Consider the following 21,496-nt stretch of genomic DNA (forward strand, 5'->3'; position numbering starts at 1 on the left):
CGAACATACCATTAAGCATCGCTGTAAAAAGGTCGTCTGAAAATGTTCAGACGACCTTTTCACATACCCGCAACACGCTATTCGTCAATATTCCGCCGAATGCCAAAACGGCTGCCCCACGGTTGGCGTACTGGCTTGGGCTTTGGTTCGTGCTTCGACCGGTTCAGCTTCAAATGCCAGCCGTCCGGATTCGACGGCAAGTGCGAAGGCGCGCGCCATGTTGACGGGGTCGCCGCTGCGGGAAACGGCGGTGTTCAGCAATACGCCGTCAAACCCCCATTCCATCACTTGCGCCGCCTGCGAGGGCAAACCCAAGCCCGCGTCGATAATCAGCGGCGTGTCGGGCAGGCGTTCGCGCAGGACGTTCAGTGCATAGGCGTGAACCGCGCCCAAACCCGTGCCGATCGGCGCCGCCCACGGCATTAACGCCTGACAGCCCGCGTCGAGCAGGCGGCGGCAGGCAATCAGGTCTTCGGTGCAATAAGGCAGCACTTTGAAGCCGTCTTTAATCAGGATTTCCGCCGCTTCAACAAGCTGGAAGACGTCGGGCTGCAACGTGTCGTCGTCGCCGATGAGCTCGAGTTTGATCCAATCGGTTTCAAATACTTCCCGCGCCATCTGCGCCGTCGTTACCGCTTCCTGCACGCTTTGGCAGCCTGCTGTGTTCGGCAGCACGGGGACGCCGCTTTCTTCCAACAGCGACCAAAACCCCTGACCGTGCGCCTCGCCTCCGCTTCCCGCACGACGCAGCGAGACGGTAATCATCGCGGGGCGGGCGGTTTGGACGGATTGTTTGAGGATTTCGGGCGTCGGGTAGGCAGCCGTGCCGAGCAGCAGCCGTGAAGGGAAAGTTTCTCCGTATAGGGTGAGCATGATGGGTTCCTTTGTAAGGTTGTTTTGGGGACAGGGGTCGTCTGAAAAGGCAAAACCGCCTAGCCGCCGACCACCGGCCGCACAATATCGACTTTGTCGTTTTCGTTCAAAACCGTTTCCGCATATGCGCCTTTGGCGACGAATCCGGTATTTACCGCGACGGCAAAAGGCTTTTGCGGCGCGGTTTGAGCGATGAGGTCGGCAACGGTTGTGCCGTGAAGTTCGGCGGGTTTACCGTTTAAGATGATGTTCATGGTTTCTCGATGTTTCGTATGTATAGTGGATTAACTTTAAATCAGGACAAGGCGACGAAGCCGCAGACAGTACAGATCGTACGGCAAGGCGAGGCAACGCCGTACTGGTTTAAAGTTAAGCCACTATAAGTTTCTTTATTCGCGATGCGCCTGCTCTTGCTTGAATCCGTCGCCCCATTCCTTCAATGCCGTCAGCACGGGCGCAAGCGTTTTGCCGTAGTCGGTCAGGCGGTATTCCACGCGCGGCGGGACTTCGGGATACACGGTGCGCGAAATGATGCCGTCGGCTTCCAATGCACGCAGTTGGACGGTCAGCGTGCGCTGCGACACATCGGGCAGGATGCGGCGGATTTGGTTGAAGCGCAGTGTGCCGTCCGTGTGCAGGCGGTAGAGTATCGTGCCTTTCCATTTGCCGCCGATAACGGAAAGCGCGGCTTCCACCGAGCAGCCTTCGGCGCAGTCGTAGCTTGGGTGCGGTGTGCGGGGCATGGCAGTATCCTTTATGTAACTATATGAAAAACAAGTGCGTTCTTGTTAGTGGTGTGCTTCGGGCGCATGATACACGCTTTCAGACGACCTAACAGGAGAACCTTATGAAAGCCATCGGTTTCAACCGCCCTTTGCCCGTTTCCAACCCTGAAGCCCTGCTCGACATCGAAATGCCCGAACCCGAACTGCGGCCGCACGATATTTTGGTTGCCGTGCAGGCGGTTTCAGTCAATCCTGTCGATGTGAAAGTTCGGGCGGCGCATACGCCTGCGGCAGGGCAGTACCGCGTATTGGGTTACGACGCGGCAGGCATCGTTCAGGCGGTCGGCAGCGAAGTGCGGCATTTCAAAGTCGGCGACGAAGTGTATTACGCGGGTGCCATCAACCGCCAAGGTTCGAACGCACAATTACAGGCGGTGGACGCGCGCATTGCCGCCAAAAAACCGCGTTCGCTGGATTTTGCCCAAGCCGCCGCGCTGCCATTAACGGCAATTACCGCCTGGGAAACGCTGTTCGACCGCTTGGACGTGAACAAACCCGTGGCAGGCGGCGCCAATACGCTGCTCTTAATCGGCGGCGCAGGCGGGGTCGGCTCGCTTGCCATCCAGTTTCTGAAAAAGCTGACCGACATTCAAGTCATCGCCACCGCTTCCCGCCCCGAAAGCCGCGCGTGGGTGAAGGAATTGGGGGCGGATTTCGTCATCAACCATCATGAAAACATGGCGGAACAGGTTGCCGCGTTAAATATCGGCGCGCCATCGTTTGTTTTTTCCACCAACCATACTGACCGCCATCTGCCGCAAATCGTGGAACTCATCGCCCCGCAAGGCAGAATCGCACTGATTGACGACCCCGAAACGTTGGACGTGAACCCGCTCAAAGGCAAAAGCCTGTCGCTGCATTGGGAATTTATGTTTACCCGCCCGCTGCGCGAAACGGCAGACATCGAACGGCAGGGCGAAATCCTGGCCGAAACCGCGCGGCTGGTGGACGAAGGCATCATCCGCCCGACCGCCACCCAAATCCTGCACGGCATCAATGCTGCCAACCTGCGCCGCGCACATGAGATGCTGGAACGCGGAGATATGGTCGGCAAGCTGGTGGTTGAAGGCTGGGACAACTGAATTCACCGATTATTCTTTGCGCCGTTATGCCCGCTTCTGCCTGTATGGCATCCGAAATGACGGCAATCGAATATCCTAATTGAGCAGGTCGTCTGAAATTTGGCTTTCAGACGACCTTATTCCTCCCACAAAGCCTGAAACGCTTTAACCACCGCTTCGGGATTTTCTGCTTCGGTAACGGCGCGGACGACGGCGAGTGAAGAAACGCCGGTTGCCAATACATCTTCGGCGTTGTTTAAATCGATGCCGCCGATGGCGACGACGGGCGTGCTGCCTGCCTGTTTCACATATTCGCGCAGTTTGTCCAAGCCTTGCGGGGCGGTGGGCATTTGCTTGGTTGTGGTCGGGAAAATCGCGCCGCTGGCGACGTAGCTGGGGTGTACGGACAGGGCGCGGTCGAGTTCGGCGACGGAGTGCGTACTCAAACCCAAACGCAAACCGGCGGCGGCGATGGCGGCAAGGTCGGCGGTGTCCATGTCTTCCTGTCCGAGATGCACGCCGTATGCGCCCGCTTCTGTCGCCTCGCGCCAGTGGTCGTTGATGAAAAGCTGCGTGCGGCTGCCCTGACAGGCGGCGACGCAGCGGGCGATTTCGCGTTTCAAGTCATCGCCGTGCAGGGTTTTGCAGCGCAGTTGCACCGTGTCGGCACCTGCTTTGACCATGCGCTCCACCCAATCGGCGGTGGGAACGACGGCGTAGAATTTGAGCGGGGATTTTAGGGGTGGGAAGATCATGGGGTGTCCTTTTAAGTTATCGCTGATGGCGTTCCTGCAGGCGTTCGGTATGCGCCCGCAGTTTTTCGCCGTCGGCTTGGTATTCGTTTGAAGACAGCACGGCAGTTGCCGCCTCTATTTCCTGCGGCAGCAATAAGGTCGTCTGAAAACGTCTGATATAGGATGCTGCCTGTCTGATACGGCAGACATTCGGCGGCATTTGCGTTTTCAATTCACAATCACCGAGAAAAACCACCATCGAATGAAATTTTTCTTCCGGCAGTTGCAGCAGTTCGGATAATGCCTTGATGTGTGCGTAATTCTGGCGCAACGGATTTTGAAAGTAGTGTTTCTGCTTATAGACGACTTGTGTCCATTTCGATTGCTTCTCGCTGCCGAAAATCCAACCTGTGTAATTCTTGGTTTCTATGACAAATATCCCGAAAACCGAAACATAGATATGGTCGATTTGCGTCGTGCCGCTGCGGGACGGAATAATCAAATCGTGAAATTCGATATAGGTTTCTTCATCCAAATCTTTTCCGATTACTGAACGGACTGCCCGTTCGCCTATGCGTCCTTTCACTTTGGGGTTTTGGAGCAGCGCTTTCAAAAGAAGCAGGGGAATGACGAGCAGGAAAATCCAAAAGATACCTGACAGGTTTCCTATTGCTTGTTCAATCATGACGTTTTCCTTTTTTGTTTTATTGTTTAATGAAAGTGAGCCTGGTATAGCCATCTGATGAGGTCGTCTGAAAACATCAAGTATTCACATTCATGCCGTAGAGTAGAAGACGGGTGATACTTGATTGGAAGCTCCCCCTTCTTATAACCAACGGCGAACGCGCCGACAGTAAGACTCGTATTCTGCGCCGAATTTCTGCGCCAAAACGCATTCTTCGGGCATGATTTGAAAGCGCGTCATATAGGCAACAAATGCAGCCAAAAACAACCACGGCAGCGGGTGCGCCAAATAGCCCGCCCATGCAACCAGCCAGCAGCCCATACCCGCATACATCGGGTTGCGGCTGAAACGGTACACGCCGTCTGAAACAAAGTGTTCAGTTTGTTCGGGGTTGAACGGGCTGACGGTCGTGCGCACACGGCGAAACGCCCACACACCTAATATGCCTAACAAAGTCCCAAACGCCATCAAAACAACCGACAGCAATATAGGAAAGCGCGGCATTATGTCAGCCAACGCCGACACTTGGGCAGAGATGTACATCAACAACGCACAAATAAAACATATCGCCGGCGGCGGAATTTTAGTTTCTAAATTCATATTGTTACCTTTATAAAACGGATAGCGCGACGTTTTCAGACGACCTCAAACTTATTTTTCAATATACGCCAAACCGCTTTCTTCATCACGTTCGGGCGCGTCTTTTCCGTCAAACAGTGCCACTGCCAATCTGACGGCGGCGGCGGTTACGGCGGGAGAAATCATGAAGCCGTGACGGAAAAGGCCGTTGATTTCAATCAGGCGTCGGGCGCGGCTGTAACGAATTTCGGGGTTGTGGTGGTTGAGCGTCGGGCGCAGGCCGGTGGCGATTTCGAGAATGTCGGCTTCGCCGAAGGCGGGGTGGACGGCATAGAGTGCGGATAAAAGTTCCAACCCGGAACGTACGCTGGCTGGGGCTTGGCTTTCGCTTTCGATTTGGGTCGCGCCGATGACGAAGACGTGGTTTTCTTTCGGGGCGATGTAGAGCGGGTAACGCGGGTGCAGCAGGCGCACGGGACGGTTGAGCGTGATTTCGGGCGTATAAACCCGCGCCACTTCGCCACGTATGCCGCGCAAGGTGCTGGTGTGTTCGGGGGATTGGTTCCACGCAGTTTTTGCGCCGTAGCCGCGGCAGTCGATCAGCCAGTCGTATTGGGCTTGCAGGTCTTCGGGGGCACATTCGTGTTCCCAATGGCAAGGGACGTTCATCCCGTCCAAAGCGTCGGCAAGTGCAGACAAGATTTGCTGTCCGTCGAGCTGGCCTTCGGTCGGCAGGTAGATTCCGTCTGAAAAGCGTCCGCCGAGTTGCGGTTCGCGTTTGGCGATGTCGTCGGCGCGCCAACGGACGATTTCGTCATCCGCTACGCCGCCGCGTTTGAGATGGCGGACGAACTCGCTGGATAATGGCTTGTCCTGCCCGTGCCACACAATCAGGCTGCCGTTTTCCTGCATCATGGTCGGCGTTTTCAGACGACCTCGTATGTCGCGCCACAGTGGAATGCTCTGCCTGCCCAGTTTGATGACTTCGGGCGTAGCCTCGACCGCTTCCGCAGCAGGCGCGAGCATGGCGGCGGCAACATAAGCGGCGGCGTGTTCGCCTTTGCGCCCACCCTTGTCAAAGAGGGCAATGGATAAACCTTGTTCTGCAAGTTGTAAAGCAGTCAGACGGCCGCAGAGGCCGCCGCCGAGAATGGCGATACGGGGCATGGTGGATTCCTTTGCAGTGTTTGGGCAGTCGGGAAGACGAAAGACAAGACGGAAGCGGAATCCACCGAATGGCGGGAAATGCGAGAAAGGGAACGGAAGCCTGAAAAGGCGTTTGACAGCTTGTTTCCTACGCAGGCATTACCCCGACAGGTTCTACGGATTCCGCTGTTGCGGTCTCAGCTGTTTGCGGGAACAAGCAGCACTCCGACAAGGAAAATATGAAGTTTATACAGATTTGTTTATTTTGGCAAAAGATCGTCTGAAAATACAAGTTTTCATGAAGTAAAATACTTTAAAAAAGTAATTTTCCAAATCAATCTTGGCACTTTGTCCAAATGAAACGCTCTATTAAAGAAATTTGTTTCAAAACACGAAAATGAAAAACTTCAAACACAAACAAATAACGATAAATAAATAATTACCTAAACTAAAAAATAATTTATAGCATGCAATTCAACATCTTGAATTACCAATAAAAAATGTCATCCGCAATGCGGATGACACTTAATTCCGAAGCAATTATTCGCTAACTGTATTATCAGCTTTATCAACCAATTCAACGAGTGCTAACGGAGCATTATCGCCTTTTCGGAAACCATACTTCAGCACGCGAACATAGCCACCATTTCGGGCAGCAAAGCGTGGACCCAATTCATCAAACAATTTAACCACAACATCACGATCACGAGTGCGGTCAAATGCCAAACGACGGTTTGCCAAGGAAGGTTTTTTACCCAATGTAATCAAGGGTTCTACTACGCGGCGCAATTCTTTAGCTTTAGGCAAAGTTGTCACAATAGTCTCGTGATTCAACAATGAGTTCGCCATATTACGCAGCATTGCAGCACGATGGCTGCTTGTACGGTTTAATTTGCGGTTACCATTACGATGACGCATGTCATTATCCTTTAATCTTCAAACTTACGGCTTTTCTAAGCCTACAGGCGGCCAAGCTTCCAATTTGGAACCTAGTGTCAAGCCTTTAGATGCCAACACTTCTTTGATTTCATTCAAAGACTTACGACCCAAATTCGGAGTTTTAAGAAGCTCTGTTTCAGTACGTTGAATCAAATCGCCAATATAATAAATATCTTCAGCTTTCAGACAATTAGCTGAACGTACAGTTAATTCCAAATCATCTACCGGACGCAGCAGGATAGGATCAATAGGAGAAGCTTTTTCTTCAACTTCTTCTACTGGAGTACCTTGCAAATCAGCAAAGATAGACATTTGATCAATTAAAATACGAGCGGCACTACGTACAGCTTCTTCAGGATCAATAGAACCATCAGTTTCAATATCTAAAACTAACTTATCTAAGTCCGTACGTTGCTCTACACGTGCAGGTTCAACTTCAAAGCTAACACGACTGATGGGCGAAAAGCTCGCATCCAACTGAATTGCACCAATCTGACGGTTTTCATCACGGACGACACGACGACCGGAAACAGATTGGTAGCCACGACCCTGCTCAACTTTGATTTCCATATCAATTTGACCGTTCTCAGCCAAATGACAAATAATATGCTCAGGATTTAAAACTTCCACATCATGTGGCAATTCGATATCACCGGCAACAACTGCTCCGGCACCTGACTTTTTCAAAGTTAACTTAACTTGGCCACGTCCATGCAGCTTAAATACAATACCTTTGACATTCAATAAAATATCGACAACATCTTCTTGAACACCATCAACAGTAGAGTATTCGTGCAACACACCGGAAATGGCCACTTCAGTAGGAGCAAAACCATTCATGGATGACAGTAAGATACGACGCAAAGCATTACCTAAAGTATGACCAAAACCGCGCTCAAACGGCTGCATAGATACTTTTGCACGAGTTGTAGATAAAGTATCGACATCAATTTGACGAGGTTTCAAAAATTCGGTTGTGCTATTTTGCATTTAACTGTCCCTCACTGAGCTAGCATTATTTAGAGTAGAATTCTACCACCAGCTGTTCATTAATATCGCCAGTTAATTCTGAACGATCCGGCATATTTTTAAATACGCCTTCCAATTTGTCTGGATCAACAGAAACCCAGCTTGGCAAACCGATTTGAGTTGCTAAACTTAAAGCTTCCTGGATACGAACTTGTTTTTTAGCTTTCTCACGAACAGCTACAACATCACCTGCTTTAACTTGGAAAGAAGGAATATTTACAACCTGACCGTTAACGGTAATTGCTTTATGAGAAACCAGCTGACGTGCTTCAGCACGGGTCGAGCCAAATCCCATGCGATATACGACATTATCCAAACGAGACTCTAACAATTGCAGCAGCAATTCTCCAGTAGAGCCTTTACGTCGATCTGCTTCTGCAAAATAGCGACGGAATTGACGTTCCAAAACGCCATAAATACGACGAATCTTTTGCTTTTCACGTAGTTGCAAGCCATAGTCAGACAAACGTGGTTTCTTTGCACCATGCTGACCAGGAGCTGAATCAAGTTTACATTTAGAATCCAAAGAACGACGAGCGCTCTTCAAAAATAAATCGGTGCCTTCTCGACGAGCCAATTTACATTTAGGGCCAATATAACGTGCCATGTTTCAATCACTCCTTTAAATACGACGTTTTTTAGGCGGACGGCAACCGTTATGAGGCAACGGAGTAACGTCGGTAATACTGGTAATTTTAAAACCAAGAGCGTTGAGTGCACGTACAGAAGACTCTCGACCGGGACCAGGGCCTTTTATACGAACTTCTAAATTTTTAACGCCATATTCTTGGGCAACTTTACCAGCTGCTTCTGCAGCCACTTGAGCTGCAAACGGTGTACTTTTACGAGAACCTTTAAAACCAGCGCCGCCAGAGGTAGCCCAAGACAATGCATTGCCTTGACGGTCAGTGATTGTAATGATGGTATTGTTGAAAGAAGCATGTACATGCACAATACCTTCGCTTACGGTTTTACGTACTTTTTTACGTACACGCGAAGCTGTGTTTGCTTTAGCCATTAATAAAATTCCTTAAAAATTATTTTTTACCAGCAATCGCTTTACGCGGACCTTTGCGGGTACGAGCGTTTGTGCGAGTGCGTTGACCACGACAAGGCAAACCTCGACGATGACGGAAACCACGGTAACAACCCATGTCCATCAATCGTTTGATGCTCATCGTTACCTCACGGCGCAAATCGCCTTCCACTTCATACTTGGCAACTTGTTCACGCAAAGCGTCTAATTGAGCCTCGTCCAAATCTTTTGCTTTTGTAGTGGGAGCAATATTTGCTGCCTCGCAAATTAATTTAGCACGAGTAGCACCGATACCATAAATAGCCTGCAAGCCAATTACGATATGTGCATTATTAGGGATATTTACCCCTGCAATACGAGCCATATTTTTTCCTTTAAACGGCAAAGTTCGTCACTATACCACAAAGTCTTGCTAAAAGAAAAGTTCCCTTAACCTTGACGCTGTTTGTGACGAGGATCAGTACAAATTACACGAACCACTCGATTACGACGGATAATCTTACAGTTGCGGCAAATTTTCTTTACAGACGGTTGTACACGCATTATCTTTCCTTATATCGTTTTATCTAGCTCGGAAGACAATCCGAGCTCGAGTTAAATCATAAGGTGTCAGTTCTACCGTCACCTTATCCCCAGGAGAAATCCGGATATAGTGCATACGCATTTTCCCGGAAATATGACCTAATACAATATGGTCATTCTCAAGCTTTACTTTAAAAGTTGCGTTAGGTAGAGTTTCAAGAATCTCCCCCTGCATTTGTATGGTATCTTCTTTAGCCATAATTCTACTTACGTGATAAAGATTTCATATCAAGACCGCTCATTAAACTCTCATATTGCTGAGTCATGCGGTAAGAGTTAATTTGGGTACTAAAGTCCATTGTCACCACGACTAAAATCAGTAAAGATGTACCACCCAAATAAAAAGGAACATTCAAAGCTGTTGTCAAAAATTCTGGAATTAAACAAATAGTTGTAATATATAATGCACCAAACAAAGTGAGGCGCAATACAACCTGCTCCAGATACTGAGAGGTTTGCTTACCAGGTCGAATTCCCGGCACAAAAGCACCGCTTTTCTTCAAATTCTCTGCCATTTCTTTTGGACTAAAAACCAAGGCTGTATAAAAATAGCAGAAGAAAATAATTGTCATTGTAAATAACAAAATATATAAAGCTTGCCCATGCTGAAGCAAACCAGCAATTTTATGCAACAAACTACCGGTATCATTAGAACCAAACCAGCTTAACAACGTGGATGGAAACAAAATAATACTTGACGCAAAAATAGGAGGAATGACGCCTGCCATATTCAACTTAAAGGGCATATGTGTATTAGAACCTTGCATTACACCACTACCAACTTGGCGTTTCGCATAATGCACGGGAACTTTACGCTGTGCACTTTCAAAATATACAACAATATAAATTAATAGCAATGCACCAATAACGATTGACACAGCCGTAGGCATACCAATTGATCCTTGACTCGTTAAAGCTAATAATCTTGCTATACCGGAAGGAATACCGGCAGCGATACCAGCAGTAATAATCAAGGAAATGCCATTCCCAATCCCACGCTCCGTAATCTGCTCACCTAACCACATCAGGAACATTGTACCTGTGACTAAGCTCACTACCGTAGAAATATGGAACTCCAAAGAATTAGTGACAACCACACCTTGCTGGAATACAAAGGTAGCTACACCAAAACTCTGTAAGATGGCTAATAGCACTGTACCGTATCTTGTATATTTTGTAATAACTTTTCGACCTGCCTCCCCTTCCTTTTTTAATGCCTTTAAAGAAGGAATAATTTCAGAGGCCAACTGAACAATTATTGATGCTGAAATATATGGCATTATGCCAATTGCGAATATACTAAAGCGCTCTAACGAACCACCAGAAAACATGTTCAACATGCCTAGTATGCCGTTCCCAGCGCTTTCGTATAATTTAGCTAAAGCAACAGCATCTACGCCAGGTACAGGGATATGGGCACCAATACGAAAAACAATTAACGCCCCTAAAAGAAACGTTAGACGTTTTTTCAAATCTCCAAATTTGGACAAGCCTGATAAAGATTGTTGATTAGCCACTATAATGCAAGCCTTATTCTTCCACTTTACCACCAGCAGCTTCAATTGCTGCTTTAGCCCCTTTAGTGGCTTTAATGCCCCTCAGGACAACAGCTTTTGAAAGCACACCAGAGGCAATAACTTTCACATTGGAAACAGTTGTAGGAACCAACTCGGCTTGCTTGAGAACTAATACATCAATCTCATTCACAGCGAGCAAGTTCAATTCACTCAAACGAATCTCAGCATTAGCAGCAGCAGTCAATGACTTAAAACCACGTTTTGGCAGGCGACGTTGTAAAGGCATTTGACCGCCTTCAAAACCTACTTTATGAAAACCACCAGAACGGCTTTTTTGACCTTTATGGCCACGGCCACCGGTTTTACCTAAACCGCTACCAATACCACGACCCACACGACGACGAGCGTGAGTAGCCCCCTCAGCAGGTTGAATAGAATTTAGAAACATATCAAGACTCCACTTTCAACAAGTAGCTGATTTTGTTAATCATACCACGGTTTTCAGGGGTATCTAAAACCTCTACTGTATGCTCACGATGGCGTAAACCTAAACCACGAGCACATGCACGATGAGATTCAATTGTACCAATCAGGCTCTTCACCAATGTAACTTTAATCTTTTTTTGCTCAGTCATGGTTTGCTCCCAAAATGTCTTCTACTGTTAGGCCACGTTTAGCAGCGATATCAGCAGGTGTATATAACTTAGACAAGCCATCTAATGTAGCTCGTACAATGTTATAAGGGTTTGTAGAACCATGCACTTTAGCAGAAATGTTATGAATACCCATAGCATCAAAAACTAAGCGCATAGGACCACCTGCCTTTACACCACTACCTTCTTTAGCGGGTTGCATAAAGACTTTAGTAGCGCCATGACGTCCAATAACCTCATGATGAATCGTACCATTTTTTAGAGGTACTTTAATCATAGAGCGACGAGCCTGATCCATTGCTTTTTGAACAGCTACCGGCACTTCTTTTGACTTACCTTTACCCATACCAATACGACCATCCCCATCACCAACAACAGTTAGCGCAGAGAAAGCCATGATACGACCACCTTTAACTACTTTAGTTACGCGATTAACTGCGACCATTTTTTCAATCAGGCCGTCACCACGTTCTTCAATTTCATGTTTTGCCATCTGAAAGTCTCCAATTATTAGAAGCTTAAACCATTTTCACGTGCAGCTTCAGCCAAAGCTTTCACTCGACCGTGATATTGGAAACCTGAACGATCAAAAGCAACTTTTTCTACGCCTACTGCTTTAGCTTTCTCAGCAATGCGCTTTCCTACTACTGCAGCCGCCTCGACGTTGCCACCAGATTTCAGACTACCACGCACTTCAGCTTCCAATGTAGAGGCTTGAGCCAATACTTTATCACCTTCAGCACTAATTACTTGAGCATAAATATGATTATTGCTACGGAACACACATAATCTTACCATTTTCAAGTCCGCAATACGTGCACGGGTTTTGCGTGCACGACGGAGTCGGGTTGTATGTTTATCCATTAGTGAACCTCAATTATTTTTTCTTGGCTTCTTTCATCACTACCACTTCACCTACATAACGAACACCCTTACCTTTATAAGGCTCAGGAGAACGGAATGCACGAATTTCAGCAGCGACTTGACCAACTACTTGTTTATCTGCACCAGTCAAAACGATCTCTGTTTGGCTAGGAGTTTGAACAGAAACACCTTCAGGCATTTCATATACGATTGGATGAGAAAAACCCAAAGACAAATTCAAAACTTTACCTTGAGCTTGAGCACGGTAACCCACACCAATCAATTGTAGTTTTTTCTCAAAACCTTCTGAAACACCTTTAACCATATTATTAACTAATGCACGAGCAGTACCTGACATAGCATTTGCCTGCTTACTGTCATTTTTTGCAGCAAAAGTTAATTTACCATCGTTTAATTCAATGGCGACATCAGAATGCAAAGGAAAGACCAACTCGCCATTCTTACCCTTGATAACCAATGCTTCTGTTCCAAATTTTACTTCTACACCAGCAGGAACAGTCACTGGGTTTTTTGCGACACGTGACATTTACTTTTCTCCACTAGGCTACGATGCACAACAACTCACCACCGACGCCCTCAGAGCGAGCCTTGCGGTCAGTCATCACACCTTTAGAAGTACTAACAATAGCGATACCCAATCCATTCATAACATTAGGAATTTCGCTAGAAGCTTTGTAAATACGCAAACCTGGACGTGAAACACGTTTAATTTGCTCAATCACAGGACGGCCTGCATAATATTTCAATTGAATTTCCAATACCGGCTTCGCATCAGCAGAAACCGAAAAATCCTCGATATAACCTTCTTCTTTCAAGACTTTTGCAATTGCACACTTTAATTTAGAGGAAGGCATGGCAACTGCTACCTTATTGGCACGTTGCGCATTACGAATACGAGTCAACATATCGGAAATAGGATCATGCATACTCATTATTAATACTCCTATTACCAGCTAGCTTTAACAACACCGGGAATCTCGCCACGCATAGCGATTTCACGGATTTTAATACGACCCAAACCGAATTTACGGAAAGTACCACGAGGACGACCTGTCAAAGCACAACGACGGCGTTGACGTACAGGAGCTGCATTACGCGGAATGGATTGGAATTTCAGACGAGCTTCAAAGCGCTCCTCTTCAGTTGCATTCGCATCATTAATAACAGCAAAAATTGCCTCACGTTTGGCTGCAAACTTTTTCGCCAGAGCTTGACGTTTCAGTTCACGATTAATAAGTGCTTTCTTAGCCATGATTATCCTTTAAACGGAAACTTGAATAGTGACAATAAAGCTTTAGCTTCCTCATCAGTTTTTGCAGTAGTTGTAATAGTAATATTCAAACCACGCAAAGCATCAATTTTATCGTATTCAATTTCCGGGAAAATGATTTGCTCGCGAACACCCATGTTGTAATTACCACGACCATCAAATGATTTGCCACTTACACCACGGAAGTCACGTACACGAGGTAATGCAATAGTAATCAAACGATCCAGGAATTCAAACATTTGATCACGGCGCAATGTTACTTTGCAACCGACAGGATAATTATCGCGAATCTTAAAACCTGCGATAGATTTACGAGCAACAGTAACGACTGGTTTTTGACCAGCAATTTTCTCTAAGTCAGATACCGCATGCTCCATAACTTTTTTATCAGCAACAGCTTCTCCGACACCCATATTTAAAGTAATTTTTTCAATACGGGGAACTTCCATTACTGACTTGTAACCAAATTGTTTAATCAGTTCAGGAACAACTGTATCTTTATAAAACTCTCTCAAACGAGCCATGTTATCTCCTTATGCTCCAATAACAGAGCCATTTGATTTGAAGAAACGAACGCGCTTAACTTTGCCTTCATTCTCAATCAGTTTAATACCAACACGGTCTGCTTTATTAGTTTCCGGATTCAGGATTGCGACATTAGAAATATCCAACGGCATTTCTTTGGAAACAATACCACCCTCAATACCACGCATCGGATTAGGTTTTTGGTGACGTTTTACAACGTTAATACCTTCAACAACAACTTTACCACCCAATACGCGAACTACTTGACCTTGCTTACCTTTATCCTTACCAGTGATCACAACAACTTGGTCACCTTTAATGATTTTATTCATCGCGCTATTCCTTATAACACTTCAGGCGCCAATGAAACGATTTTCATAAATCGCTCAGTACGCAACTCGCGGGTTACCGGACCAAAAATACGGGTACCCAGAGGTTCAAGTTTATTGTTTAACAACACGGCGGCATTGTTATCGAATTTAATCAACGCACCATCAGGACGACGCACACCTTTAGCAGTACGAACAACAACTGCATTGTATACATCACCTTTTTTAACACGACCACGCGGGGCCGCATCTTTAACTGCGACTTTAATAATATCGCCAACAGAAGCGTAGCGACGCTTAGATCCGCCCAACACTTTGATGCACATCACACGACGCGCACCAGAGTTATCAGCCACATCTAAGATGGTCTGCATTTGAATCATATTAGTACCTTTAAATTAACCAACTTAATTTACCATTTTCATATAACTCGCCCACTTATTTCAATTGAGCTAACTAAATGAAACCATCACGGTTCTAGTAAACCAGTCTTGGATCCCGAGGGGAAGAAACTTCCAGAAGAAACTGAAAGATAAGAAACGAAGTTTACACGCAAATTCACTTTGGCGCAACACTTCGTTTCTTATTAAAGCTAACTGTCTTAAATTTTAAACAGTACGTGCTTTCTCAACCAGTTCTTTAACAACCCAAGATTTGGTTTTTGACAGTGGACGAGATTCCGCAATTACTACAACATCGCCAATTCCATATTGATTATTTTCATCATGGGCATGGATTTTAGTTGATAAACGGATAATTTTACCGTACAGAGGATGTTTTACTTTACGCTCAACCAATACTGTCACAGTTTTGTCCATTTTGTCGCTTACCACTTTGCCTTGCAAAGTACGAACATTTTTATTTTCGCTCATTACTTAGCACCTTTTTCAGTTAAAATGGTTTTAATACGAGCAATATCGCGACGTACACGTTTTAATTCGCTTGGCTTACCCAATTGACCAGTTGCGTTTTGCATACGTAAGCCAAACTGAGCTTTCAACAAGTCCAACAAATCTGCATTTAATTGCTCAATAGATTTGTCTTTCAATTCATTTGCTTTCATTATTGACCTACCTGTCTTACTACAAAGGTCGTAGGAATAGGCAATTTGGCAGCAGCTAATTCAAATGCTTCACGAGCCAAAGCCTCTGGAACACCGTCCATCTCATACAACACTTTGCCTGGTTTGATTTCGGCAATGTAATATTCCACGTTACCTTTACCGCCACCCATACGAACTTGAATAGGTTTTTCAGTAATTGGTTTATCAGGGAATACACGAATCCAAATACGACCACCACGTTTAATGTGGCGAGTCATTGTACGACGAGCAGCTTCGATTTGGCGGGCAGTCAAACGACCGCGACCAACGGCTTTCAAACCGAACTCACCGAAACTTACTTTGTTACCGCGGGTAGCAATACCAGTATTGCGACCTTTTTGTTGCTTGCGGTATTTCAGTCTAGTTGGCTGCAGCATTACGTCCACCTGCCTTTCTTTGTTTCTTTTCATGCTCAGGTTTAGCTGAAGTCTTTACATTACCTTCAGTATAGACCCAAACTTTCAGACCCAGCACGCCATAAGTAGTATGAGCTTCGCTAGTTGCATAATCTACGTTTGCGCGCAAAGTATGCAGAGGTACTCGACCTTCACGATACCATTCGCTACGAGCAATATCTGCACCATTCAGACGACCTGAGGTCATAATCTTGATACCTTTTGCTCCTGAACGCATAGCATTTTGCATAGCGCGTTTCATAGCACGGCGGAATTGAACGCGTTTTTCCAATTGCTGAGCAATACCATCAGCAATAATTTGTGCATCCAATTCAGGTTTACGGATTTCTTCGATATTCACATGAACAGGCACGCCCATCAAGGCTTGCAAATCACGTTTCAGAACTTCGATATCCTCACCTTTTTTACCAATTACTACGCCTGGACGGGCAGAGTGGATGGTAATGCGTGCAGATTTTGCAGGACGTTCAATAACTACGCGACCAACAGAAGCATTCGCCAATTTTTTACGCAGGTAGTTACGAACATCAATGTCTTGTTTCAAAACAGCAGAAAAGTCGGTGCTTTTAGCAAACCATTTTGAAGCCCAGTCTTTAGTTACCGCCAGGCGAAAGCCTGTAGGGTTAATCTTTTGTCCCATAGCTTTTCCTTAGTTGCCCACTGTCACATTGATATGACAAGTTTGTTTTTCAATGCGGTTACCGCGACCTTTGGCACGAGCTTGGAAACGTTTCAAGCTTGGACCTTTGTCAACAAAGATAGTGACCACTTTCAACTCATCAATGTCGGCACCGTTATTGTGCTCGGCATTAGCAATAGCTGATTCCAATACTTTCTTAATTAACTCAGCACCTTTTTTAGGACTGAAAGTCAAAATATTCAAAGCTTGGGCAACGTCTTTACCGCGAATCAAATCAGCTACCAAACGAGCTTTTTGAGCTGAAATACGGGCATTTTTATGTTGTGCATTTACTCTCATGATTCACCTTATTTCTTTTTAGCCTTTTTATCAGCCAAGTGGCCTTTAAAGGTACGGGTCAATGAGAATTCGCCTAATTTATGACCAACCATGTTATCGCTGATAAACACGGGCACATGGGTGCGGCCGTTGTGTACAGCAATGGTCAGACCGATAAAATCAGGCAGAATGGTAGAACGACGAGACCAAGTTTTAATCGGGCGCTTGTCGTTGCTTGCACGAGCAGCATCTACTTTTTTCAGCAAATGCAGGTCTACATATGGGCCTTTTTTCAATGAACGAGCCATACTAATTAACCTTTATTTGAGTAACGACGACGAACAATCATGTTATCCGTGCGTTTGTTATTACGAGTGCGGTAGCCTTTAGCAGGAGTACCCCATGGGCTAACCGGTTCGCGAGCTTCACCGGTACGACCTTCACCACCACCATGCGGGTGATCGACAGGGTTCATGACAACACCACGAACGGTCGGACGAATACCGCGCCAACGATTGGCACCGGCCTTACCGATTTTCTTCAGGCTTTGCTCTTCGTTACCGACTTCACCGATGGTTGCACGGCAATCTACGTTGATTTTACGAACTTCGCCAGAGCGCAGACGGACTTGAGCGTATGCGCCTTCTTTAGCCAACAATACCGCAGAAGCGCCGGCAGAACGTGCAATTTGCGCACCTTTACCAGGTTTCATTTCGATACAGTGGATAGTCGTACCAACGGGAATGTTGCGGATCGGCAGGGTGTTACCTACTTTGATGGCAGCTTCAGCACCGGAAACCAATACAGCACCGGCTTGAATACCGCGAGGAGCGATGATGTAGCGACGCTCACCGTCTGCATAGCACAACAGCGCAATGAAGGCAGTACGGTTAGGATCGTATTCAATACGCTCTACTTTTGCAGGGATACCGTCTTTGTTACGTTTAAAGTCTACAACACGGTAATGGTGTTTATGACCGCCGCCTTTGTGACGGGTGGTGATATGACCATTATTGTTACGACCGGCAGTAGAATTTTTCTTTTCGAGCAAAGGTGCATAAGGCGCACCTTTGTGCAAACCTTCTGTTACCACGCGAACCATGCCGCGACGGCCTGCAGAAGTTGGCTTCATTTTAACAATTGCCATTTTGTTTATTCCTTATCTGCAGCTGCAGCAGCGGCTTCCAAATCCAACTCTTGACCGGCAGCCAAGCTTACATAAGCTTTTTTAACATTGCTGCGGCGGCCCAAAGTACGACCAAAACGCTTAGTTTTACCTTTAGTGGTAACGGTAGTTACAGAAGCAACTTGAACACCGAACAGCAGCTCAACAGCCGCTTTGATTTCAGGTTTGGTTGCATTTGCCAAAACTTTAAACGTCATTTGGTTGCGTTTTTCAGCCAATACGTTGCTTTTTTCAGAAACGATAGGTGCCAAAATCACTTGAGTCAAACGTTGTTGATTCATACCCATTGCTCCTCTAATTGTGCAACTGCATCTTTAGTGATGATTACTTTTTTGTAACGCAGCAAGCTGTAAGGATCAACTTGTTGAGCTTCCAAAACCAACACGTTTGGCAAGTTGCGTGAAGCCAAGTAAACATTCTCATCGAGCTGTTTGGTTACAAACAGCACTTGCTCCAGACCCAGATTTTTCACTTGTTCAGCAAAAACTTTGGTTTTAGGAGTTTCAGCAGTCAACGCTTCGATCGCAAACAAACGTTCGTCACGGGCCAATTGGGACAGGATAGTCGCCATACCGGCACGGTACATTTTACGGTTTACTTTTTGAGTAAAGTTTTCGTCGGGTTTGTTCGGGAACGCACGACCACCTTTACGCCACAGCGGAGAAGAAGTCATACCGGAACGGGCACGGCCGGTACCTTTTTGACGCCATGGTTTTTTGGTTGAGTGTTTTACTTCGGCGCGGGTTTTTTGAGCACGGTTGCCAGAGCGGGCGTTTGCTAGGTAGGCATTTACCAGCTGATGAACCAACGCTTCATTGTATTCGCGAGCGAACAAAGCATCAGAAACAGACAGACTGCCTGAAACTTGTCCTTTAGCGTCAATTACTTTCAATTCCATTACGCACCTACTTTCACGCTAGGACGAACTACAACATCGCTGTTGACCGCACCCGGAACAGCACCCTTAACCAACAGCAGTTGGCGTTCTGCATCAACACGTACAACTTCCAGTTTTTGGACAGTTGCTTTGGTGTTACCGTATTGACCGGCCATGCGTTTACCGGGGAACACGCGACCTGGGTCTTGCGCCATACCGATAGAACCTGGAACACGGTGAGAACGGGAGTTACCGTGGGAAGTACGTTGGGCACCGAAATTATGACGTTTGATCGTACCGGAGAAACCTTTACCTTTAGAGGTACCGGTTACATCGACCAATTGACCGACTTCAAACATGGAAACGGTGATTTCGTCACCGGCTTTCAATTCAGCCAGTTTTTCTTCAGTCAAAGCAAACTCGATCAAACCGCGACCGGCTTCAACACCTGCTTTTGCAAAGTGCCCAGCTTCGGCTTTATTGACACGGTTAGCTTTTTTCTGACCAAAGGTAACTTGAACGGCAGTATAGCCGTCAGCATCTTTGGATTTTACTTGTGTAACGCGGTTGGCAGACATATCCAAAACGGTTACCGGAACAGAAACACCCTGTTCGTCGAACACGCGGGTCATACCAACTTTGCGTCCAACCAGACCTAAAGTCATGATTATTTTCCTTTTAAAGTAAAGGGGCGGGCTACGATTGGCCTGCCTTCGGACAATGATAAAACTTGGCACAAATGCACCAAGTCCGCCATTATAATCGACAAATCAAGCAAATACCAATATTTTTTTAACACAGGGGCTTACTCGTGCTTTTTATCTCTATAAATTGATATTTCGCCGTCTATATACTCCAGGGAAGTGGCGTGTTGTTTACACACAAATCACCTTCCATATTTAACAAAAGGTCGTCTGAAAACCACAATCACAGGTTTTCAGACGACCTTTTTATCCTACCGATACATTCAAACGGCGGATTGCTTCGCTTTATCTCCGTTCCAAGGTGCAACTTTAAACAGCAGCAACATGCCCGGAATTCCCAACATGAAACACAGCCAGAAGAAATTGACGTAGCCCATCGCTTCAATCAGAAACCCTGCTGTCGCATTCATAAACGTACGCGGTACGGCGGATAGGCTGGACAGCAGCGCAAACTGCGTGGCGGTAAATGCGGTATTGGTTTGTTGCGCCATATACGACACAAATGCTACCGTACCTAAGCCCACACCCACTGCCTCGGCAGCAATGACGACTGCCAACATGGTTCGTTCTGATGCACCCACATGCTCGAAATGTCCGAAACTTGCCAGCCACGCAAAACCTAAAATCGTAACCCATTGCACCAAACCAAACAGCCACAATGCACGGTTCACGCCTAATTTGTTTACCCAAATGCCGCCGATAATCCCGAAAATCACCGCCGGCCACAACCCCGCATTTTTCGCAATCAAGCCGATGTCAGTTGCTGAGAAACCCATATCGATATAAAACGCGGGTGCCAGCGCAGTTGCCATGCTGTCGCCCAGTTTATACAGCACGATAAAAGCCAAAATAATCAACGCCTGTTTAACGCTTTGACGGGTAAAGAAATCGCGGAACGGCTCAACAACGGTATCTTTAAACCCTTTTGCACCTACGGGTTGTTGTGCCGGTTCTCGCGCCACGAATAAAGTGGCAAGCAACCCCGGAATCATGAATAGCGCGGTAATGATGAAGACGGACGACCAAGGCATCCTATCGGCTAAAATCAGACTTAATGAAGCGGGAATCAACGAGGAAATACGATAGGCATTCACATACAGCGAGTTACCTAAAACCAACTCTTCATCGGATAACACTTCGCGACGGAAAGCGTCGATCACAATATCCTGACTGGCAGAAAAAAACGCCACTACCAAAGACAGTCCCAAAATAATCGACAAATGTTCTTGCGGGCGGACAAACGCATAGGCAGCCAAAAGCAGCAAAAGCGCGATCTGCATCACCAGCATCCAACCGCGCCGCAAACCTAAAAACGGCAGGCGTACAGAGTCTAGAAGCGGAGACCAGATAAATTTCCAAGTATAGGGAAAACCAATCAGGGCAAACAGGCCTATGGTCTTCAAATCAATTTTTTCGAGGCGCAGCCACGCCGGAATCAGGCTGTATAGGAAATAAAGCGGCAACCCCGATGTGAAGCCCGTAAAAATACAGATCAGCATATTGCGCGAAAAAATCCGCTGCATCGTGCTTGGTTGGGAGTCAGTCATAATGGGAGAACAACATCAAAAAGAAAGGCGCATTGTAACAAATCCTGTTCAAACAAACTTTAAACTATGCATAATAAT

The 21,496-nt window shown here is 46.5% G+C and carries 37 protein-coding genes and 1 riboswitch; of the genes, 1 reads left to right on the plus strand and 36 read right to left on the minus strand.

All coding sequences use genetic code 11. The annotated features are described in order from the left end of the window. Positions 1-84 precede the first annotated feature (84 nt). The 3 genes from RSJ68_09185 to RSJ68_09195 all read right to left on the minus strand — a co-directional run bounded on the left by RSJ68_09185 (position 85) and on the right by RSJ68_09195 (position 1,616). The gene (locus RSJ68_09185; protein WNU96598.1) at positions 85-873 is read right to left on the minus strand and encodes a thiazole synthase; all 789 of its coding nucleotides are present in this window, start codon (positions 871-873) and stop codon (positions 85-87) included. 59 nt (positions 874-932) lie between these two features. Next, the gene (gene thiS / locus RSJ68_09190; GenBank protein WNU96599.1) at positions 933-1,127 is read right to left on the minus strand and encodes a sulfur carrier protein ThiS; all 195 of its coding nucleotides are present in this window, start codon (positions 1,125-1,127) and stop codon (positions 933-935) included. Positions 1,128-1,262: 135 nt separating this feature from the next. After that, positions 1,263-1,616, minus strand: a complete 354-nt coding sequence (locus tag RSJ68_09195; protein WNU96600.1) for a helix-turn-helix domain-containing protein — start codon at positions 1,614-1,616, stop codon at positions 1,263-1,265. 104 nt (positions 1,617-1,720) lie between these two features. Between RSJ68_09195 and RSJ68_09200 the strand changes: the two genes are divergently transcribed. Then, a complete protein-coding gene (locus RSJ68_09200) occupies positions 1,721-2,740 on the plus strand; it encodes a zinc-binding alcohol dehydrogenase family protein (GenBank protein WNU96601.1) in 1,020 nt (339 codons plus the stop codon). Positions 2,741-2,856: 116 nt separating this feature from the next. On the opposite strand, the gene thiE is transcribed toward RSJ68_09200, so the two are convergent. From thiE to RSJ68_09365, 33 genes are all read right to left on the minus strand, one after another. Further along, complete coding sequence (thiE, locus tag RSJ68_09205) at positions 2,857-3,474, minus strand: thiamine phosphate synthase (protein ID WNU96602.1); 618 nt, start codon at positions 3,472-3,474, stop codon at positions 2,857-2,859. Positions 3,475-3,490: 16 nt separating this feature from the next. Beyond that, positions 3,491-4,138 (minus strand): nuclease-related domain-containing protein, encoded by a 648-nt coding sequence (locus RSJ68_09210; GenBank protein ID WNU96603.1) that lies wholly within the window; start codon positions 4,136-4,138, stop codon positions 3,491-3,493. A 141-nt stretch (positions 4,139-4,279) separates the two neighbouring features. Continuing rightward, on the minus strand, positions 4,280-4,738 hold the full coding sequence (locus RSJ68_09215; protein ID WNU96604.1) for an isoprenylcysteine carboxylmethyltransferase family protein: 459 nt from the start codon (positions 4,736-4,738) through the stop codon (positions 4,280-4,282). A 51-nt stretch (positions 4,739-4,789) separates the two neighbouring features. Continuing rightward, positions 4,790-5,884, minus strand: a complete 1,095-nt coding sequence (locus RSJ68_09220) for an FAD-dependent oxidoreductase (GenBank protein ID WNU96605.1) — start codon at positions 5,882-5,884, stop codon at positions 4,790-4,792. Between the two features lie 107 nt (positions 5,885-5,991). Further along, a riboswitch (TPP riboswitch) is annotated at positions 5,992-6,101 on the minus strand. Between the two features lie 302 nt (positions 6,102-6,403). After that, positions 6,404-6,781 (minus strand): 50S ribosomal protein L17, encoded by a 378-nt coding sequence (gene rplQ / locus RSJ68_09225; GenBank protein WNU96606.1) that lies wholly within the window; start codon positions 6,779-6,781, stop codon positions 6,404-6,406. A 24-nt stretch (positions 6,782-6,805) separates the two neighbouring features. Continuing rightward, a complete protein-coding gene (gene rpoA, locus RSJ68_09230; protein WNU96607.1) occupies positions 6,806-7,792 on the minus strand; it encodes a DNA-directed RNA polymerase subunit alpha in 987 nt (328 codons plus the stop codon). Positions 7,793-7,817: 25 nt separating this feature from the next. Beyond that, entirely contained in the window at positions 7,818-8,438 is a 621-nt protein-coding gene (gene rpsD / locus RSJ68_09235) for a 30S ribosomal protein S4 (GenBank protein ID WNU96608.1), read from the minus strand. 15 nt (positions 8,439-8,453) lie between these two features. After that, a complete protein-coding gene (gene rpsK / locus RSJ68_09240; GenBank protein WNU96609.1) occupies positions 8,454-8,849 on the minus strand; it encodes a 30S ribosomal protein S11 in 396 nt (131 codons plus the stop codon). A 19-nt stretch (positions 8,850-8,868) separates the two neighbouring features. Next, entirely contained in the window at positions 8,869-9,231 is a 363-nt protein-coding gene (gene rpsM / locus RSJ68_09245) for a 30S ribosomal protein S13 (GenBank protein WNU96610.1), read from the minus strand. A gap of 65 nt (positions 9,232-9,296) precedes the next feature. After that, on the minus strand, positions 9,297-9,410 hold the full coding sequence (rpmJ, locus tag RSJ68_09250) for a 50S ribosomal protein L36 (protein ID WNU96611.1): 114 nt from the start codon (positions 9,408-9,410) through the stop codon (positions 9,297-9,299). A 19-nt stretch (positions 9,411-9,429) separates the two neighbouring features. After that, complete coding sequence (gene infA, locus RSJ68_09255; protein WNU96612.1) at positions 9,430-9,648, minus strand: translation initiation factor IF-1; 219 nt, start codon at positions 9,646-9,648, stop codon at positions 9,430-9,432. Positions 9,649-9,652: 4 nt separating this feature from the next. Then, positions 9,653-10,966, minus strand: coding sequence for a preprotein translocase subunit SecY (gene secY / locus RSJ68_09260; protein WNU96613.1), 1,314 nt, complete (start codon positions 10,964-10,966; stop codon positions 9,653-9,655). Between the two features lie 13 nt (positions 10,967-10,979). Then, positions 10,980-11,414, minus strand: coding sequence for a 50S ribosomal protein L15 (gene rplO, locus RSJ68_09265; protein WNU96614.1), 435 nt, complete (start codon positions 11,412-11,414; stop codon positions 10,980-10,982). A 1-nt stretch (position 11,415) separates the two neighbouring features. Then, complete coding sequence (gene rpmD, locus RSJ68_09270) at positions 11,416-11,601, minus strand: 50S ribosomal protein L30 (protein ID WNU96615.1); 186 nt, start codon at positions 11,599-11,601, stop codon at positions 11,416-11,418. Further along, entirely contained in the window at positions 11,594-12,112 is a 519-nt protein-coding gene (rpsE, locus tag RSJ68_09275; GenBank protein ID WNU96616.1) for a 30S ribosomal protein S5, read from the minus strand. Before rpsE ends, rpmD begins: the two co-directional genes overlap by 8 nt. Before the next feature lie 17 nt (positions 12,113-12,129). Continuing rightward, positions 12,130-12,483 carry a 50S ribosomal protein L18 gene (gene rplR, locus RSJ68_09280; protein WNU96617.1) on the minus strand — a complete coding sequence of 118 codons (354 nt, stop codon included), beginning with the start codon at positions 12,481-12,483 and terminating at the stop codon, positions 12,130-12,132. Between the two features lie 13 nt (positions 12,484-12,496). Further along, positions 12,497-13,030: a 50S ribosomal protein L6 gene (gene rplF / locus RSJ68_09285; GenBank protein ID WNU96618.1), complete on the minus strand. Its 534-nt coding sequence runs from the start codon at positions 13,028-13,030 to the stop codon at positions 12,497-12,499. Positions 13,031-13,043: 13 nt separating this feature from the next. Continuing rightward, positions 13,044-13,436, minus strand: a complete 393-nt coding sequence (gene rpsH / locus RSJ68_09290) for a 30S ribosomal protein S8 (protein ID WNU96619.1) — start codon at positions 13,434-13,436, stop codon at positions 13,044-13,046. A 14-nt stretch (positions 13,437-13,450) separates the two neighbouring features. Then, the gene (gene rpsN, locus RSJ68_09295; GenBank protein WNU96620.1) at positions 13,451-13,756 is read right to left on the minus strand and encodes a 30S ribosomal protein S14; all 306 of its coding nucleotides are present in this window, start codon (positions 13,754-13,756) and stop codon (positions 13,451-13,453) included. A 2-nt stretch (positions 13,757-13,758) separates the two neighbouring features. Next, the gene (rplE, locus tag RSJ68_09300; GenBank protein ID WNU96621.1) at positions 13,759-14,298 is read right to left on the minus strand and encodes a 50S ribosomal protein L5; all 540 of its coding nucleotides are present in this window, start codon (positions 14,296-14,298) and stop codon (positions 13,759-13,761) included. A 9-nt stretch (positions 14,299-14,307) separates the two neighbouring features. After that, positions 14,308-14,631 (minus strand): 50S ribosomal protein L24, encoded by a 324-nt coding sequence (gene rplX, locus RSJ68_09305; protein ID WNU96622.1) that lies wholly within the window; start codon positions 14,629-14,631, stop codon positions 14,308-14,310. Positions 14,632-14,642: 11 nt separating this feature from the next. Beyond that, positions 14,643-15,011, minus strand: coding sequence for a 50S ribosomal protein L14 (gene rplN / locus RSJ68_09310; protein WNU96623.1), 369 nt, complete (start codon positions 15,009-15,011; stop codon positions 14,643-14,645). A gap of 225 nt (positions 15,012-15,236) precedes the next feature. Further along, the gene (rpsQ, locus tag RSJ68_09315; GenBank protein WNU96624.1) at positions 15,237-15,500 is read right to left on the minus strand and encodes a 30S ribosomal protein S17; all 264 of its coding nucleotides are present in this window, start codon (positions 15,498-15,500) and stop codon (positions 15,237-15,239) included. Next, positions 15,500-15,691 (minus strand): 50S ribosomal protein L29, encoded by a 192-nt coding sequence (rpmC, locus tag RSJ68_09320; protein WNU96625.1) that lies wholly within the window; start codon positions 15,689-15,691, stop codon positions 15,500-15,502. Before rpmC ends, rpsQ begins: the two co-directional genes overlap by 1 nt. Next, positions 15,691-16,107 (minus strand): 50S ribosomal protein L16, encoded by a 417-nt coding sequence (gene rplP / locus RSJ68_09325; protein ID WNU96626.1) that lies wholly within the window; start codon positions 16,105-16,107, stop codon positions 15,691-15,693. Before rplP ends, rpmC begins: the two co-directional genes overlap by 1 nt. Next, complete coding sequence (gene rpsC / locus RSJ68_09330) at positions 16,091-16,786, minus strand: 30S ribosomal protein S3 (GenBank protein ID WNU96627.1); 696 nt, start codon at positions 16,784-16,786, stop codon at positions 16,091-16,093. Before rpsC ends, rplP begins: the two co-directional genes overlap by 17 nt. Positions 16,787-16,795: 9 nt before the next feature. After that, complete coding sequence (rplV, locus tag RSJ68_09335) at positions 16,796-17,125, minus strand: 50S ribosomal protein L22 (GenBank protein WNU96628.1); 330 nt, start codon at positions 17,123-17,125, stop codon at positions 16,796-16,798. Positions 17,126-17,133: 8 nt separating this feature from the next. Further along, positions 17,134-17,412, minus strand: coding sequence for a 30S ribosomal protein S19 (gene rpsS / locus RSJ68_09340; GenBank protein ID WNU96629.1), 279 nt, complete (start codon positions 17,410-17,412; stop codon positions 17,134-17,136). 5 nt (positions 17,413-17,417) lie between these two features. Beyond that, entirely contained in the window at positions 17,418-18,251 is an 834-nt protein-coding gene (gene rplB, locus RSJ68_09345; GenBank protein WNU96630.1) for a 50S ribosomal protein L2, read from the minus strand. 5 nt (positions 18,252-18,256) lie between these two features. Continuing rightward, the gene (gene rplW, locus RSJ68_09350) at positions 18,257-18,571 is read right to left on the minus strand and encodes a 50S ribosomal protein L23 (GenBank protein WNU96631.1); all 315 of its coding nucleotides are present in this window, start codon (positions 18,569-18,571) and stop codon (positions 18,257-18,259) included. Beyond that, positions 18,568-19,188 carry a 50S ribosomal protein L4 gene (gene rplD / locus RSJ68_09355; GenBank protein ID WNU96632.1) on the minus strand — a complete coding sequence of 207 codons (621 nt, stop codon included), beginning with the start codon at positions 19,186-19,188 and terminating at the stop codon, positions 18,568-18,570. Before rplD ends, rplW begins: the two co-directional genes overlap by 4 nt. Continuing rightward, positions 19,188-19,832: a 50S ribosomal protein L3 gene (rplC, locus tag RSJ68_09360; protein WNU96633.1), complete on the minus strand. Its 645-nt coding sequence runs from the start codon at positions 19,830-19,832 to the stop codon at positions 19,188-19,190. Before rplC ends, rplD begins: the two co-directional genes overlap by 1 nt. 302 nt (positions 19,833-20,134) lie before the next feature. Then, positions 20,135-21,394: an AmpG family muropeptide MFS transporter gene (locus RSJ68_09365; GenBank protein WNU96634.1), complete on the minus strand. Its 1,260-nt coding sequence runs from the start codon at positions 21,392-21,394 to the stop codon at positions 20,135-20,137. Positions 21,395-21,496 lie beyond the last annotated feature (102 nt).

Origin of the sequence: Neisseria sp. DTU_2020_1000833_1_SI_GRL_NUU_006 (assembly GCA_032388755.1) — a bacterium.
GTDB classification, from domain to species: Bacteria; Pseudomonadota; Gammaproteobacteria; order Burkholderiales; family Neisseriaceae; genus Neisseria; species Neisseria sicca_C.

Excerpts from the sequence above, each read along its gene's own strand:
- RSJ68_09215 (WNU96604.1), bottom strand. The coding sequence starts at position 4,738 with ATGAATTTAGAAACTAAAATTCCGCCGCCGGCGATATGTTTTATTTGT.
- rpsM (WNU96610.1), bottom strand. The coding sequence starts at position 9,231 with ATGGCTCGTATTGCAGGGGTAAATATCCCTAATAATGCACATATCGTA.
- rplB (WNU96630.1), bottom strand. The coding sequence starts at position 18,251 with ATGGCAATTGTTAAAATGAAGCCAACTTCTGCAGGCCGTCGCGGCATG.
- rpsE (WNU96616.1), bottom strand. The coding sequence starts at position 12,112 with ATGGCAAAACATGAAATTGAAGAACGTGGTGACGGCCTGATTGAAAAA.
- rpsN (WNU96620.1), bottom strand. The coding sequence starts at position 13,756 with ATGGCTAAGAAAGCACTTATTAATCGTGAACTGAAACGTCAAGCTCTG.
- rpsK (WNU96609.1), bottom strand. The coding sequence starts at position 8,849 with ATGGCTAAAGCAAACACAGCTTCGCGTGTACGTAAAAAAGTACGTAAA.
- rpsS (WNU96629.1), bottom strand. The coding sequence starts at position 17,412 with ATGGCTCGTTCATTGAAAAAAGGCCCATATGTAGACCTGCATTTGCTG.
- rpmD (WNU96615.1), bottom strand. The coding sequence starts at position 11,601 with ATGACTGAGCAAAAAAAGATTAAAGTTACATTGGTGAAGAGCCTGATT.
- rplV (WNU96628.1), bottom strand. The coding sequence starts at position 17,125 with ATGAGAGTAAATGCACAACATAAAAATGCCCGTATTTCAGCTCAAAAA.
- rpsQ (WNU96624.1), bottom strand. The coding sequence starts at position 15,500 with ATGAGCGAAAATAAAAATGTTCGTACTTTGCAAGGCAAAGTGGTAAGC.
- rplO (WNU96614.1), bottom strand. The coding sequence starts at position 11,414 with ATGTTTCTAAATTCTATTCAACCTGCTGAGGGGGCTACTCACGCTCGT.
- rplR (WNU96617.1), bottom strand. The coding sequence starts at position 12,483 with ATGGATAAACATACAACCCGACTCCGTCGTGCACGCAAAACCCGTGCA.
- rplD (WNU96632.1), bottom strand. The coding sequence starts at position 19,188 with ATGGAATTGAAAGTAATTGACGCTAAAGGACAAGTTTCAGGCAGTCTG.
- rpoA (WNU96607.1), bottom strand. The coding sequence starts at position 7,792 with ATGCAAAATAGCACAACCGAATTTTTGAAACCTCGTCAAATTGATGTC.
- rplN (WNU96623.1), bottom strand. The coding sequence starts at position 15,011 with ATGATTCAAATGCAGACCATCTTAGATGTGGCTGATAACTCTGGTGCG.
- RSJ68_09200 (WNU96601.1), top strand. The coding sequence starts at position 1,721 with ATGAAAGCCATCGGTTTCAACCGCCCTTTGCCCGTTTCCAACCCTGAA.
- rpmC (WNU96625.1), bottom strand. The coding sequence starts at position 15,691 with ATGAAAGCAAATGAATTGAAAGACAAATCTATTGAGCAATTAAATGCA.
- thiS (WNU96599.1), bottom strand. The coding sequence starts at position 1,127 with ATGAACATCATCTTAAACGGTAAACCCGCCGAACTTCACGGCACAACC.
- rplE (WNU96621.1), bottom strand. The coding sequence starts at position 14,298 with ATGGCTCGTTTGAGAGAGTTTTATAAAGATACAGTTGTTCCTGAACTG.
- rpsD (WNU96608.1), bottom strand. The coding sequence starts at position 8,438 with ATGGCACGTTATATTGGCCCTAAATGTAAATTGGCTCGTCGAGAAGGC.
- RSJ68_09365 (WNU96634.1), bottom strand. The coding sequence starts at position 21,394 with ATGCAGCGGATTTTTTCGCGCAATATGCTGATCTGTATTTTTACGGGC.
- RSJ68_09220 (WNU96605.1), bottom strand. The coding sequence starts at position 5,884 with ATGCCCCGTATCGCCATTCTCGGCGGCGGCCTCTGCGGCCGTCTGACT.
- thiE (WNU96602.1), bottom strand. The coding sequence starts at position 3,474 with ATGATCTTCCCACCCCTAAAATCCCCGCTCAAATTCTACGCCGTCGTT.
- rplQ (WNU96606.1), bottom strand. The coding sequence starts at position 6,781 with ATGCGTCATCGTAATGGTAACCGCAAATTAAACCGTACAAGCAGCCAT.
- RSJ68_09195 (WNU96600.1), bottom strand. The coding sequence starts at position 1,616 with ATGCCCCGCACACCGCACCCAAGCTACGACTGCGCCGAAGGCTGCTCG.
- RSJ68_09185 (WNU96598.1), bottom strand. The coding sequence starts at position 873 with ATGCTCACCCTATACGGAGAAACTTTCCCTTCACGGCTGCTGCTCGGC.
- rpmJ (WNU96611.1), bottom strand. The coding sequence starts at position 9,410 with ATGCGTGTACAACCGTCTGTAAAGAAAATTTGCCGCAACTGTAAGATT.
- rplP (WNU96626.1), bottom strand. The coding sequence starts at position 16,107 with ATGCTGCAGCCAACTAGACTGAAATACCGCAAGCAACAAAAAGGTCGC.
- rplF (WNU96618.1), bottom strand. The coding sequence starts at position 13,030 with ATGTCACGTGTCGCAAAAAACCCAGTGACTGTTCCTGCTGGTGTAGAA.
- rplW (WNU96631.1), bottom strand. The coding sequence starts at position 18,571 with ATGAATCAACAACGTTTGACTCAAGTGATTTTGGCACCTATCGTTTCT.
- rplC (WNU96633.1), bottom strand. The coding sequence starts at position 19,832 with ATGACTTTAGGTCTGGTTGGACGCAAAGTTGGTATGACCCGCGTGTTC.
- rplX (WNU96622.1), bottom strand. The coding sequence starts at position 14,631 with ATGAATAAAATCATTAAAGGTGACCAAGTTGTTGTGATCACTGGTAAG.
- infA (WNU96612.1), bottom strand. The coding sequence starts at position 9,648 with ATGGCTAAAGAAGATACCATACAAATGCAGGGGGAGATTCTTGAAACT.
- rpsH (WNU96619.1), bottom strand. The coding sequence starts at position 13,436 with ATGAGTATGCATGATCCTATTTCCGATATGTTGACTCGTATTCGTAAT.
- RSJ68_09210 (WNU96603.1), bottom strand. The coding sequence starts at position 4,138 with ATGATTGAACAAGCAATAGGAAACCTGTCAGGTATCTTTTGGATTTTC.
- rpsC (WNU96627.1), bottom strand. The coding sequence starts at position 16,786 with ATGGGACAAAAGATTAACCCTACAGGCTTTCGCCTGGCGGTAACTAAA.